This is a genomic window from Viridibacillus arenosi, assembly GCF_001955655.1.
Taxonomy (GTDB): domain Bacteria; phylum Bacillota; class Bacilli; order Bacillales_A; family Planococcaceae; genus Viridibacillus; species Viridibacillus arenosi.
In genome coordinates this window covers 1-12,640 of sequence record NZ_MSPW01000015.1, presented here as the reverse complement: position 1 = coordinate 12,640, position 12,640 = coordinate 1, and the positions used below count along the sequence as shown (strand labels likewise).

Annotated in this window: 13 protein-coding genes and 1 tRNA gene; 3 read left to right on the top strand and 11 right to left on the bottom strand. The window is 37.3% G+C overall.

Annotation, left to right across the window (positions count from 1 at the left end; genetic code table 11):
- Positions 1 to 12: 12 nt before the first annotated feature.
- Entirely contained in the window at positions 13 to 858 is an 846-nt protein-coding gene (locus tag BK137_RS19610) for a DUF2268 domain-containing putative Zn-dependent protease (protein WP_038179459.1), read from the top strand.
- Between the two features lie 40 nt (positions 859 to 898).
- Here the strand turns inward: BK137_RS19610 and BK137_RS19605 are convergent, their stop codons facing one another.
- The 3 genes from BK137_RS19605 to groES all read right to left on the bottom strand — a co-directional run bounded on the left by BK137_RS19605 (position 899) and on the right by groES (position 4,153).
- Positions 899 to 1,603, bottom strand: a complete 705-nt coding sequence (locus BK137_RS19605; protein ID WP_038179461.1) for a class I SAM-dependent methyltransferase — start codon at positions 1,601 to 1,603, stop codon at positions 899 to 901.
- Between the two features lie 602 nt (positions 1,604 to 2,205).
- A complete protein-coding gene (groL, locus tag BK137_RS19600; RefSeq protein ID WP_038179462.1) occupies positions 2,206 to 3,831 on the bottom strand; it encodes a chaperonin GroEL in 1,626 nt (541 codons plus the stop codon).
- A gap of 37 nt (positions 3,832 to 3,868) precedes the next feature.
- A complete protein-coding gene (gene groES, locus BK137_RS19595; RefSeq protein ID WP_038179465.1) occupies positions 3,869 to 4,153 on the bottom strand; it encodes a co-chaperone GroES in 285 nt (94 codons plus the stop codon).
- A gap of 186 nt (positions 4,154 to 4,339) precedes the next feature.
- Here groES and BK137_RS19590 point away from each other — a divergent pair, with 186 nt between their 5' ends.
- Positions 4,340 to 5,050 carry a CPBP family intramembrane glutamic endopeptidase gene (locus tag BK137_RS19590; protein ID WP_051448553.1) on the top strand — a complete coding sequence of 237 codons (711 nt, stop codon included), beginning with the start codon at positions 4,340 to 4,342 and terminating at the stop codon, positions 5,048 to 5,050.
- A gap of 89 nt (positions 5,051 to 5,139) precedes the next feature.
- Here the strand turns inward: BK137_RS19590 and tatC are convergent, their stop codons facing one another.
- The 3 genes from tatC to BK137_RS19575 all read right to left on the bottom strand — a co-directional run bounded on the left by tatC (position 5,140) and on the right by BK137_RS19575 (position 6,839).
- On the bottom strand, positions 5,140 to 5,913 hold the full coding sequence (gene tatC, locus BK137_RS19585) for a twin-arginine translocase subunit TatC (protein ID WP_038179469.1): 774 nt from the start codon (positions 5,911 to 5,913) through the stop codon (positions 5,140 to 5,142).
- A 17-nt stretch (positions 5,914 to 5,930) separates the two neighbouring features.
- Positions 5,931 to 6,119 (bottom strand): twin-arginine translocase TatA/TatE family subunit, encoded by a 189-nt coding sequence (locus BK137_RS19580; RefSeq protein WP_038179477.1) that lies wholly within the window; start codon positions 6,117 to 6,119, stop codon positions 5,931 to 5,933.
- A gap of 81 nt (positions 6,120 to 6,200) precedes the next feature.
- Positions 6,201 to 6,839 carry a redox-sensing transcriptional repressor Rex gene (locus tag BK137_RS19575; protein ID WP_038179479.1) on the bottom strand — a complete coding sequence of 213 codons (639 nt, stop codon included), beginning with the start codon at positions 6,837 to 6,839 and terminating at the stop codon, positions 6,201 to 6,203.
- A 126-nt stretch (positions 6,840 to 6,965) separates the two neighbouring features.
- Between BK137_RS19575 and BK137_RS19570 the strand changes: the two genes are divergently transcribed.
- The gene (locus BK137_RS19570; protein WP_038179481.1) at positions 6,966 to 8,906 is read left to right on the top strand and encodes an ABC-F family ATP-binding cassette domain-containing protein; all 1,941 of its coding nucleotides are present in this window, start codon (positions 6,966 to 6,968) and stop codon (positions 8,904 to 8,906) included.
- A 375-nt stretch (positions 8,907 to 9,281) separates the two neighbouring features.
- On the opposite strand, the gene tsaD is transcribed toward BK137_RS19570, so the two are convergent.
- The 5 genes from tsaD to BK137_RS19545 all read right to left on the bottom strand — a co-directional run bounded on the left by tsaD (position 9,282) and on the right by BK137_RS19545 (position 12,126).
- Positions 9,282 to 10,301, bottom strand: a complete 1,020-nt coding sequence (gene tsaD / locus BK137_RS19565) for a tRNA (adenosine(37)-N6)-threonylcarbamoyltransferase complex transferase subunit TsaD (RefSeq protein WP_038179483.1) — start codon at positions 10,299 to 10,301, stop codon at positions 9,282 to 9,284.
- A complete protein-coding gene (rimI, locus tag BK137_RS19560; RefSeq protein WP_038179485.1) occupies positions 10,301 to 10,744 on the bottom strand; it encodes a ribosomal protein S18-alanine N-acetyltransferase in 444 nt (147 codons plus the stop codon). The genes tsaD and rimI overlap by 1 nt, the downstream gene beginning before the upstream one ends.
- 11 nt (positions 10,745 to 10,755) lie before the next feature.
- Positions 10,756 to 11,457: a tRNA (adenosine(37)-N6)-threonylcarbamoyltransferase complex dimerization subunit type 1 TsaB gene (gene tsaB / locus BK137_RS19555; RefSeq protein WP_038179487.1), complete on the bottom strand. Its 702-nt coding sequence runs from the start codon at positions 11,455 to 11,457 to the stop codon at positions 10,756 to 10,758.
- Positions 11,454 to 11,906 carry a tRNA (adenosine(37)-N6)-threonylcarbamoyltransferase complex ATPase subunit type 1 TsaE gene (gene tsaE, locus BK137_RS19550; RefSeq protein ID WP_038179489.1) on the bottom strand — a complete coding sequence of 151 codons (453 nt, stop codon included), beginning with the start codon at positions 11,904 to 11,906 and terminating at the stop codon, positions 11,454 to 11,456. The genes tsaB and tsaE overlap by 4 nt, the downstream gene beginning before the upstream one ends.
- A 143-nt stretch (positions 11,907 to 12,049) precedes the next feature.
- A tRNA-Asp gene (locus BK137_RS19545) sits at positions 12,050 to 12,126 on the bottom strand.
- Positions 12,127 to 12,640: the final 514 nt, after the last annotated feature.

Below are 12,640 nucleotides of genomic sequence, written 5' to 3'. Positions count from 1 at the left end.
AGGATGAGATATATGTCAGTGATCAAAACGCAACCTTGGCTTTATGAGTTTATTGAACTATGTGAAGAGCAGTCTGGTAAAGGAGCATCTTACTTACAATGTGAGACACTATGCGGACCACTCGAAGGATTAAAGCCTAAGGCCAACCCAGAAGTCTGGCAATATGAACTCCAGAATTATGGACTTTTTGAGCCGTATGAATGGACCAACTTAAAGAGCACCGTAAAGAAGTTAGAAGATCAAAAAGTTTGGCAAATTGTTGAGCAGGAATATCAGTATTTAAGGAGATTATGGAAAGGTCCAAAAGTTTCAATCTATATTTTCCCTATAAAAAACGCGAATATAAAGTCAAGAAAACAAACACCAAGTAAAAACGGTGTGGCCTATAGTGGGGCATTATTTTTATTCGTATCTGTAGATCTTCCAATAACAGAACTAAAGGCTTTATTAGCCCATGAATATAACCATGTTTGTAGAATAAAACATTTAGATTTGGCTTCGAATAAAATTACGTTAAAAGATTCACTCATCATTGAAGGACTTGGAGAATATGCAGTAAAAGATTTGTATGGTGAAAAATGGATTGGTCCTTGGGTCAATCTCTACTCATTTGAAGATGCTTCTGCTATATGGAAACGACGTTTTATACCTTCTTTAAATGTTCAAGACATAAATAATCATTACCCTTTTTTATATGGTAAAGCTAGAGGACCACTGCCAAAATGGATTGGTTATCATCTAGGCTTTCAGATTGTTGATAGCTATCAAAAGAATCACGGTCCCTTTAAAAAGGGCGAGTTATATTATAAATCCTCTGATGAAATAATTGCCGGTTCCAAATTTGCAATTGATGAGTAACTTTAAGGATGCCATTTCAATTCTTTTTTTAAAAGTTATGTTAGAAATAGCATTTAAAAGCTCGATAGCCTATGAAATGACGATAATGATTTATTAATTCGTTATGCTCTTCCAATAAATCAAACAGCTCTTTTTTTATGTTATCCGATTGATTAATATCATCTACTTCACTTGGACTAAGTTCAGATGGTGTATCGATTATTTCAAGACGAGTAAATCCAGCTTGCTGTAACTTAGCCCGCCACTCATCTTCGCTTAAAATTTCTTTGATTCCATATAAATTGCATACTTTTCTCTGCAATTTTTCCGTCAGGTTCTGTTCAGCCGTCATTTCAAGAAGGATCAACCTGCCATCACTTTTCAACACCCTAGCAAGTTCATGTAACGTCTTTTCAATATTTGTGAACACGATAACAGATTCAGCAATGATGAAATCGAAGGAGTCATCCTCAAAATTCAAACATTCCGCGTTCCCTTCCATTACCTTAACTGTGGATGGATCATTCTTAAATCGTTCCACTGCTTTTGCTATCATAATTGGATGTTTATCTATTGCAGTCACTTGGCACTTAAATCTTTTCACCAAGAAAGCTGATGTCTGCCCTGTACCACAACCTACATCTAATACAGATTCACTTGGTTTAATATTTGCGTCTTTTAATATTGATTGGGTTAGATTAAACCCACCAGGATGTGCACCACCAATTCCAAAGTATGCTAATAAGTCTAAGTAAGCATTAGACACTGGATATCCCTCCTATTTTTTATAAAGTTATAGTATGCTTACTCTTTAGATATGTAGATGTATAGAGTAAGCCCTTAATGAAAATATTACTTCATAGTAAATAAATTTTGATACTTAAAAAGCAGCCTTGCAGTGATTGCAGGGCTGCTTTTATTATTATTAAAAGTTTATATAAGTAGCATATTTTCTCAAGGAAATATTTTTTCATTAATGTTCAATAGTGCACCAATGAATTTTCTCCTGTGTATTCCTGTAATAGGATATAACTCCGTCACCTTCAGATATATTTCCGTAAAATATATCTAATTTAATAATTTCACATGAATAACCATAAAAGATAAATCAGTATCAATCACTAATAGTAATTTACTATTTAACACTTTACAAAAAACCCCCTTATCAATTCACTTAAGAAATGATAAGGGGGTTTAACTTTAGATGAGTAGTCTAATGTTAGGGTCTTGCAAACACAAAGTTAGATAGTGCCTTGCGTTTTTTAGCGCAGTGAAAGCGTACGAGATGTCTTACCACATTGGTAAGGAACGTAACCTAAGTTCGCGACGTCCTGTCGCAACGGTTACGTGATTCGCATCGTGCGAACCCTACATCATACCGCCCATGCCGCCCATATCAGGCATTGCAGGAGCTGCTGCTTCTTTGATGTTTGCTACAACTGCTTCTGTAGTTAAGAATAGAGCTGCTACAGATGCTGCGTTTTGTAGTGCTGAACGAGTTACTTTAGTTGGATCTACGATACCAGCGTCGATCATGTTAACCCATTCGCCGTTTGCTGCGTTGAAACCAATGCCTTTTTCTTCGCGTTTTAGGCGGTCTACGATGATTGAACCTTCAAGACCTGCGTTGTTAGCGATTTGACGAACTGGTTCTTCAAGAGCACGAAGAACGATTTTAACACCTGTTGCTACGTCGCCTTCGTATGCATCTGCAACTTCAGCTACTTTGTTGTAGATGCTTACTAGTGCAACACCACCACCAGCTACAATACCTTCTTGTACTGCTGCGCGAGTTGAGTTTAGAGCATCTTCAATACGTAGTTTACGTTCTTTAAGTTCTGTTTCAGTTGCAGCACCAACTTTGATAACTGCTACACCACCAGCTAATTTAGCAAGGCGTTCTTGTAGTTTTTCTTTATCGAATTCAGAAGTAGATTCTTCGTATTGTGCACGAATTTGGCCTACGCGAGCTTCGATTGAACCGATTTCGCCAGCGCCTTCTACTACTGTAGTGTGGTCTTTAGTTACAACAACTTTCGCTGCGCGACCAAGCATATCGATTGAAGTTTGTTTAAGATCTAAACCGATATCTTCAGTGATTACTTGTCCACCAGTTAGGATTGCGATATCTTCTAATAGAGCTTTACGACGGTCACCGAATCCAGGAGCTTTAACTGCTACTGCATTGAATGTGCCACGAAGTTTGTTCACTACTAATGTAGCAAGTGCTTCGCCTTCTACGTCTTCAGCAATGATTAAAAGTGGTTTACCTTGTTGAACAACTTGTTCAAGTACTGGTAAAATTTCTTGGATGTTAGCGATTTTCTTGTCAGTGATTAAGATATATGGATTGTCTAGGACAGCTTCCATTTTATCTGTATCAGTAACCATGTAGTGAGATGCATAACCACGGTCGAATTGCATACCTTCTACTACATCAAGTTCAGTAGTGAAGCCTTTTGACTCTTCGATAGTGATAACGCCGTCGTTACCAACACGTTCCATAGCTTCTGCGATTAACTCGCCTACTTCTTCGTCAGCTGCAGAAATAGCCGCTACTTGAGCAATTGCTTCTTTGTTTTCAACTGGTTTAGAAATAGTTTGTAGTTCAGTAATAGCTGTAGCTACTGCTTTGTCGATACCTTTACGAATACCAACTGGGTTAGCACCAGCTGTAACGTTTTTCAATCCTTCACGGATCATTGCTTGCGCAAGAACTGTTGCAGTAGTAGTACCGTCACCAGCGATTTCGTTAGTTTTAGAAGCTACTTCAGATACAAGTTTTGCACCCATGTTTTCGTATGGATCTTCTAACTCGATTTCTTTTGCGATTGTTACACCATCGTTTGTGATTAGTGGTGAGCCAAAAGTTTTTTCTAAAACGACGTTACGTCCTTTAGGTCCTAATGTTACTTTAACAGCATCTGCTAATTTATCTACTCCGCGAAGCATTAAGCTGCGTGCTTCTTCACTAAATTTAATATCTTTTGCCATTGATGCGTACCCCCTGAATAGTTTTTAGTTTCAGTTATTAGCCGATAATAGCCAAAATATCGCTTTCGCGTAAAATTAAATATTCTTTACCTTCATATTTTACTTCAGTACCAGCGTATTGAGAGTAGATAACGCGGTCTCCTTCTTTTACGTTAAGTGGAACTGTTGTACCACTGTCAGTCAAGAAGCCAGTACCTACTGCGATAACGTTACCTTCCTGAGGTTTCTCTTTTGCAGAGTCTGGAAGAACGATGCCGAATGCTGTTTTTTCTTCTACTTCGACTAATTCGATAATAATGCGATCACCTAATGGTCTTAACAAGTGAAACAACCTCCTAGAAATGTTGAATTTATATTTTATTAGCACTCTTAAGTCATGAGTGCTAACACAATTCTTATAATAAAGAATTCCATCTTTTTTTGCAAGTAAGAAGCATAAATTATTTTGTTTTCGAAAGCGAGTATTCTACAATAGAGATAACACCTTTTTTAAGAGAGGATTTTAAATTTGAAATCAAAGAAAACCGCATTTTTTGTTTTGATTGTCTACATTATTATGCAACTGTCATCTATTCTTTTTTTGAAACCGCTTCTTAAGCTCATACAGAAAATGAATCCTGACCTTAGTTTAAACTCAGCTATTCTCATGACCCAAGGTTGGTGGATATTCATCAGCATGGGTACCGCTCTAATCGTTTCACTCATTCTTGTTAGGAGAGATAAAGGTTTTTGGCAAGTTTTTAAAGGTGAAAAGGCTTCTATTCCTATGTCAATCGGCTGGGGTATAATTGGCTTCTTCCTCGTATTCTTTGGCCAAACAGTCGGTGCCCTCATCGAACAAGGTCTAGGCATAAAAACTGGCTCAGAAAATACAGCTAATTTAATTGAAATTGCAGATGTGGCACCAGTAGCTATTATAGGTATTGTAGTGTTTGGACCGATTTTAGAGGAATTTATCTTCCGCCGTGTTATTTTCGGTTCAATTTTCCGAAAGACAAATTTCTTTATTGCTGCTGCAGTAAGTGCAATTGTCTTTGCCGTGATCCACTTCGACTTTTCACACATCATACTGTATGCGATTTCAGGCTTTATATTCGCGTTTTTATATCATAAGACACAACGCATTATTACATCGATTATTGCGCATATGATGCTAAATGGCTTTGTAACTTTAGTTCAACTTTATCAAGATGATCTTATGAAGTTTTTAGGACAGTAAGATTGCCGACCTACTCTTTTGTGGAGTAGGTTTTTTTATGTATTCCCTCATCTATTTTTAATTTTCCAAATAAAAAATCCTTCTACTGATTATTCATCAGTAGAAGGATTGTTTGCCAATTCAATTTGGCGTTGCTGTTCCGCTTTTAAATACTTGCGGTAGCCTACACGAGAAATAAGGATACTAATCTCATATAAAATACAAAGCGGTAATGTTACAAACATATGAGACATAATATCTGGTGGGGTAATGATAGCCGCAATGATTAGTAAGATAAAGTACGCGTATTTTCGTACTTTAGTCAACATCATTGGTGTGATTATACCTAAGCGTGTAAGGAATAAGACCACTATTGGCAATTGGAATATTACTCCGAATGGCAAGGTGATTTGCATTAAAAATTCGAAGTATTCATTGATTCCTATCGTTTGTTGCACATCTAATTCCACAGACATTTGCATCATAAACTTAATAATATAAGGGAACAATAGTTCATATGAGAACACGACGCCTCCCAAGAATAGTAATACACTGTATGGAATATAGCTTAGTGTTACTCTACGTTCTTTTTCATATAAACCTGGACTAATAAATGACCAAATCTGATACAAAATAACAGGCGATGTTATGACAACAGATAGAATGAAAATAACTTGGAAATAGACCTTTACTGGATCTGTTACTTTAAATGAATGCAATTGTAGTTGTTGTGCTTCTTCACTATTAAATTGTAAAAAGTGGATTAACGGTTCAGCTAAAAAGAAGCTACCGATAACACTAATAACAAAGAAAACGGCAACAATATATAGCCGTTTTCTTAATTCTTCTATATGTTCGATTATCGTTAGTTCATTATTGTTCATCCAACTAACATCCTAACTTATTTTTCTTCTTTTTTAACATCGACGACTTTTTTTGTATCCTCTTCGTCTTCTGCTAAACCTTTAGTAGCGTTTTTGAATTCGCGGAGAGTAGAACCCATTGCTTTTCCAAGCTCAGGTAATTTCTTCGGTCCGAAAATAAGTAGGGCTACAGTCCCTATGATAATAGCACTCCCTGGGCCAACCATAACAGACACCTCCTCATAATATCTTCTTATTTTAACTCATTTCGCTAAATTATGCTATTTTATAAATGTGAATATTTCGAGTTATTCTTCATCATTTCGCATGAAGTATATAAGCGTTTGTAACTCGATAGATAAGTCAATCGTATGCACCCGAATTGAATCCGGTACTGATATTCTAATCGGTGTGAAGTTTAATATACCTCTAACATTCATCTTCACTAAACGATCTGTCATCATCTGTGCAGAGCGTGATGGTACAGTTAAGATAGGAAGCTCTGCTCCGTACTCAACAAACTTGTCCTCTAACGCATCCGGATGATACACAGGTATACCACTTATCATTTTACCTTCTAGCGGAGCTTTTGTATCAAATGCAACGACAATTTTTGTATTATGATTCTTTTGAAAGTTATATTTCAAAAAGGCATTCCCTAAATTCCCTACCCCTATTAGTGCTACATTCATACGCTCATCTTGGTCTAATATATTTCTAAAAAACGCTAGCATTTTTTGGACATCGTAGCCGTAGCCCTTTTTGCCAAGCGCTCCAAAATGAGAAAAGTCTCTACGAATGGTCGCAGAATCAATTTTCATCGCTTCACTTAATTCCTTTGAAGAGACGCGTTCCTGCCCTGCTTTAGCGAAGTTTTGAATAAATCGATAATAGAGAGGAAGCCTTTTTGTCGTAGCTTGTGGAATTTTAGTTGTTTCGTGTTTCACACAGTTTCCTCCTGCAATCAATCCGAAATCGTTTCAATATTACATGACGATTGTTATCCTGTAAAGTTATCTCATTGCACCCAACTGCGCAATCCGATAAACTAAGATTGAACTGAGGTGTCTAAAATGATTGTTTTACAAGTCAATCAATTATATAAATCTTACATTGCGGATGAAATTTTAAGCGGCGTTAAGCTAGAAGTACAGCATCGAGATCGTGTTGCACTTGTTGGCCGTAACGGCGCTGGTAAATCTACATTACTGAAAATTATAGCGGGTCAGCTTTCTTATGATTCTGGTGATATCATTATGCCAAAAGATGTTCGCCTAGGATATTTAGAACAACATGCTGGTTTAGAATCTTCTCTAACTATATGGGAAGAAATGATGACTATTTTCGAACCGATAAAAAAACAAGAACAGCAGTTACGAAACTTAGAGCATAAAATGGCTGATCCTGCTGTTTATGAGGATGCAGAAACTTATGCTAAGGTAATGGCTGAGTACGATCAGTTACAGCATGACTTCAAAGAGCAAGGTGGCTATCAATACGAAGCCGATACACGCTCCGTTTTGCATGGTATGCAATTCTATCCAGCTGATTATGACAAGTATATTTCTGCCCTTTCTGGTGGGCAACGTACCCGTCTTGCCCTTGCAAAGCTTCTTTTAACTAAGCCTGATTTGTTAATCTTGGATGAACCTACAAACCATCTAGATATTGAAACATTAAGCTGGCTTGAAAACTATTTAAAAAATTATGACGGCGCTATTTTAATCGTATCACATGACCGCTATTTCTTGGACCAAGTTGTATCTATTGTTTACGAAGTTTCTCGTCATCATGTCACAAAGTTCACAGGTAACTATAGTCGCTACTTAGATGAGAAGGCGAAAAACTATGAACGTGATATGAAACTATTCGAAAAGCAACAAGATGAAAAGGCAAAATTAGAAGTCTTTATCCAAAAAAATATCGCTCGTGCTTCAACGACGAAAATGGCACAAAGCCGACGTAAAGTGTTAGAGAAGACTGATTGGATGGATTCACCTGATGGCGATGAGAAATCAGCGACATTTACCTTTGGCATCGACCGACAAAGTGGTAATGATGTACTGGCAGTAAATGATGTAGCAATAGGCTATGATGGGAAATTAGTATCTCAACATATTAATATGCGTATTTTCCGCGAAGATCGCATTGCCCTTGTTGGACCAAATGGTGTTGGTAAATCTACACTACTAAAAACCATTGTAAAGGACAAACCTGTCATTGCGGGAGACATTCATTATGGTACGAATATTCAAATCGGTTATTATGACCAGGAGCAAGCGAAGCTTACAAGCAACAAAACTGTTTTAAAAGAGCTTTGGGATGAATGGCCATTAATGAACGAAAAAGACATTCGCACAGTGCTAGGTCGCTTCCTATTCTCTGGTGATGACGTCAGTAAAATCGTACAAGATTTATCGGGTGGGGAAAAAGCACGTCTTGCACTCGCGAAACTGATGCTTCAAAAATGTAATTTCCTTATTCTTGATGAACCGACGAACCATTTAGACTTAGATAGTAAGGAAATATTGGAAAATGCGCTCATCGATTATCCAGGCACTTTACTATTTGTTTCCCACGACCGTTATTTCATTAATCGTATTGCTACAAAAGTTATTGATTTATCGGCTGATGGTAGCTTTGAATATTTAGGTGATTATGATTATTTTGTAGAGAAGAAAAAAGAGCTTGAAGAATTAGCAGCTGAAAAACTTGCAGCAATACCTCTTCCAAAAGAGCAAGCTCCAGAAAAAGTGACGACAAATGGAAAAATCGATAAGGAAGCGAAAAAGAAGGAACGTCAAATTCGTCGACGAATTGAAGAGATTGAAGATAGTATGGCAAACTATCAAGAGCAAATCCGTTTCATAGAGGAGCAACTGTGCGATCCAGAAATCTTCCCTGATCACGAAAAAGTAATGGCCCTTCAACATCAACTTGATGAAACCAAAGAAGAGCATGAAACAGCTGAGATGGAATGGCTTGAACTAAACGAACAACTTGAAATGTTTTAAAAGAAAACCGCGTGTCGATGAGCACGCGGTTTTTGTCGTATAAGAACAATTCATGTCCCATATATAGGTCAAGAAGAAATTTTACGTATTTTTTCTCCACAGGGTTATACACATTATAACTCCTTTATTCCCAGTATATTAACATAGTTATACACATTATCCACAACGTAAATTTATTTTACACACATTTAGTTGTGTAAAAGACAATACCATATGTTGAAAACACACATATTATCCACAACTTATCCACAGATTGTGCATAAGTACGAATGTTCGTATTTTTCATCCCTTGTTCCCATTTTATGAAAAAAAGATCACTTTCTGACGAAAGTAATCTTTTCTCATACACAATTTAGTTTTAATAAATAAGTGATATTATTTATGCCAAGATACTAATTCCATACCTGGGCGTCCATTCATTCCCATATCGCTACGCTTTCCAGCTTCAAACATAAATGTACCAGCAGCAGCAATCATTGCCGCATTATCTGTGCACAATTTAAGTGGTGGCACATAAAAAGGAATACCTTCATTAGCAAATGTTTCATCTAGTGATTTACGCAGACCTTTATTAGCTGAAACACCACCAGCTGCAATTACTTGTTTCACATTGAACTGTCGCGCTGCACGTAATGTTTTCGCTGTTAACACTTCTACAACACTATCTTGGAAACCTTTAGCAACATGTAATGGATTTACTTCGATGCCTCGTTGCTCGGCATTATGCTTATAGTTAATCACTGCAGATTTTAAACCACTAAAGCTGAAATCATATGAATCCTCTTCCAACCAAACTCGGGGAAATTTAACTGCTTCATCACTCTCATGCGCCATACGGTCAATATGCGGACCACCTGGATATTGAATATTCAATACGCGAGCTACCTTATCATAAGCTTCACCAGCAGCATCATCACGAGTTTCTCCAATCAATTCAAATGAGCCATGTTCCTTCATGAAAACAAGTTCTGTATGTCCACCAGATACCACTAGAGCAAGTAAAGGAAATTCCATCGGCTGCATTAAAGCATTTGCATATATATGCCCTGCAATATGATGTACACCTATTAACGGGAGGCCATTAGCAAATGCAAAAGCCTTCGCTGCATTAATACCAATTAAAAGTGCCCCAACTAACCCAGGACCTTCTGTTACTGCTACCGCATCTAGATCCTCTGGCTTCATATTTGCCTGCGCCAATGCCTCTTCAATCACTAGTGTCACTTGCTCTACATGGTGTCTTGAAGCAATTTCTGGTACAACACCACCAAAACGTTTGTGACTCTCAATTTGAGATGCCACTACATTTGACACTATTTCACACCCATTTTTGACAATAGAAGCTGCCGTTTCATCGCAACTACTTTCGATTCCTAATATATATCGATTTTCCATTATAAATTCACCCACATGACAAGAGCGTCCTCTTGATTATCTGTATAGTATCCTTTTCGGATACCTCCATCTTGAAAGCCAAGTTTACGATAGAGATTTTGGGCAACTGTATTTGTAACACGTACCTCTAAACTCATAACGACAACTGCCCGTTCACGAGCGATACGAATTGCTTCACGCATTAGTCCTTCACCTATCCCTAAACCCCTAGCAGATGCTGTTACTGCCACATTTGTAATTTGACTTTCATCTAATACAATCCACATGCCACAAAACCCTATAATTTGCTCTGTGCCGTCCACAGCAACAACATAGGTAGCTTGTGTATTTGTAGTCATTTCATGATAAAAAGAATCCATCGTCCACGGTGATGGGAATACTTCAGCTTCAATTGCATGCACTGCTGGTACATCCGCCACTGTCATCTCTCGATAAATAATCATCGTTTCACCTATTACTGACCTTTCTGCTCTTTTATCCAATTCGCCTCAGCTTCAGCTAAACGACGATATTGAGGTACAAATGAATGTACAGCTTCAATATCAGGCAATTCCTGTTGTGAAGCTAATTGAATTAGCTGACTAGCACTAGGTAAATCTAAAGTAAAAGGTGCACGTACTGCATGATCTCCTAGTTGGTCTTGGATTGACTCCCAAAATAAATCCACATCATGTCCAACGAACATCACTGGTGCATTTAAGTTCTTTAAATTTTCAAGTAATCCTTGCAAGCTATAATGCCCATCCTCAACTGCTGACGTTAGACCTGCTGACATATTATAAGCACCTGCGTAGACATTTTGTCTTCTCGCGTCAATAATAGAGCATACAACTCCATTATAAAGTGCTGCATTTGCTGCTAAGAGCTTTAAACTAGAAATACCAACTAGTGGTTTCTTTAATGTCCAAGCAAGTGTCTTAGCAATCGTAACACCAATGCGCACACCTGTATAAGAACCAGGACCCTCTCCAACTGCAATTGCATCAATTTCAGCTGGTTTCATCTTTGCTCTTTCAAATAATCGCTCAATTGCAGGCATAGCCCCAATTGAATGATTTAATTTAATATTCGCTACTTCCTCCGCTACAACTTGACCATCTTTTACAATGGCTACAGCTAACGGGGAATTCGATGTATCTATCCCTAACCAAATCATTTCATTAACTCCTCACACAATCTTTCATAACGCTTACCGATTGGTTTCAATAAAAATCGTCTTTTATTTTCATCTATTCGATGGATTTCAATCCCTAGACGTTCAGCTGGCAGATCTTGCTCAATAAGATGAGCCCATTCTATTACAGACACAGCATCACCGAAAAACAATTCATCCCAGCCTAAATCTTCGTCGCTATCAGCTAGTCGATAGACATCTAAATGATTGAATGGCAATCTACCCTCATATTGCTTTAAAATTGTAAATGTTGGACTATTTACTGTACGTGTAATTCCTAATCCCTTCGCCAAAGACTGTGTAAAAGTCGTCTTACCTGCGCCAAGATCTCCTTCAAGTGTAATCGTATCCTGCGCTTCCAGCAAATCAGCCAGTTTCAAAGCAAGATTTTGTGTTTCTTCTAATGAGTTAACCAATATCTCCATTGTCATTCGACCTTATCCTCTCAAACTTACATTAACTATAGTTTACCTAAAGCGCCGCAAATGTTCAAAGTGAACGGGCTAAAATTTTTTGGACATAAAAAAATAACACAGCTACATTAGCTGTGTTTACATTTGAATTTAAAAGTAAATGGCGGTCCGGACGGGACTCGAACCCGCGACCTCCTGCGTGACAGGCAGGCATTCTAACCAACTGAACTACCGGACCATTTCTTTAAGACAAGATTTATTATATCAGCTAATCTACGCTTTAGCAATAGATTTTCATAAAAAAAACTACTTTTACATAAAATATTTTTACTTTATCCAGCTAATATTGTATGATTCTAGCTTTTTCTAATACTTTAAACTACCTATCATTAATAGTTACACTAATGAAGTTACATTTACTCTATTTAAATGGCAATATTCAATAATTGTAAATCTCAAACTTTCCTAAATAAAGAAATTTCCCTACCAAGCAAATTTTGATCACTGTTTACCATGTCTCAAATTAAATTAGCCATAATAATGAAGCTACTAATCCAGCTCTCCTCTGATTCGGAAAATAAAACCCGCAAACCCGCCAAACTTATAACAATATAAAAAACTACATTTAATGATATATAAATCTTATATACCATTACATTTTTGACAAATAAAAAAACACAACTGATTAAATCAGCTGTGCTTTGATGTGCCTAGCAACGTCCTACTCTCACAGGGGGAAACCCCCAACTACC

What these genes read in the sequence shown, in the direction of transcription:
- tatC (WP_038179469.1), bottom strand. Translation starts at nt 5,913, where the DNA reads ATGAACAATAATGAACTAACGATAATCGAACATATAGAAGAATTAAGA.
- BK137_RS19580 (WP_038179477.1), bottom strand. Translation starts at nt 6,119, where the DNA reads ATGGTTGGCCCAGGGAGTGCTATTATCATAGGGACTGTAGCCCTACTT.
- tsaB (WP_038179487.1), bottom strand. Translation starts at nt 11,457, where the DNA reads ATGATTTGGTTAGGGATAGATACATCGAATTCCCCGTTAGCTGTAGCC.
- tsaE (WP_038179489.1), bottom strand. Translation starts at nt 11,906, where the DNA reads ATGACAATGGAGATATTGGTTAACTCATTAGAAGAAACACAAAATCTT.
- rimI (WP_038179485.1), bottom strand. Translation starts at nt 10,744, where the DNA reads ATGATTATTTATCGAGAGATGACAGTGGCGGATGTACCAGCAGTGCAT.
- groL (WP_038179462.1), bottom strand. Translation starts at nt 3,831, where the DNA reads ATGGCAAAAGATATTAAATTTAGTGAAGAAGCACGCAGCTTAATGCTT.
- BK137_RS19570 (WP_038179481.1), top strand. Translation starts at nt 6,966, where the DNA reads ATGATTGTTTTACAAGTCAATCAATTATATAAATCTTACATTGCGGAT.
- tsaD (WP_038179483.1), bottom strand. Translation starts at nt 10,301, where the DNA reads ATGGAAAATCGATATATATTAGGAATCGAAAGTAGTTGCGATGAAACG.
- BK137_RS19610 (WP_038179459.1), top strand. Translation starts at nt 13, where the DNA reads ATGTCAGTGATCAAAACGCAACCTTGGCTTTATGAGTTTATTGAACTA.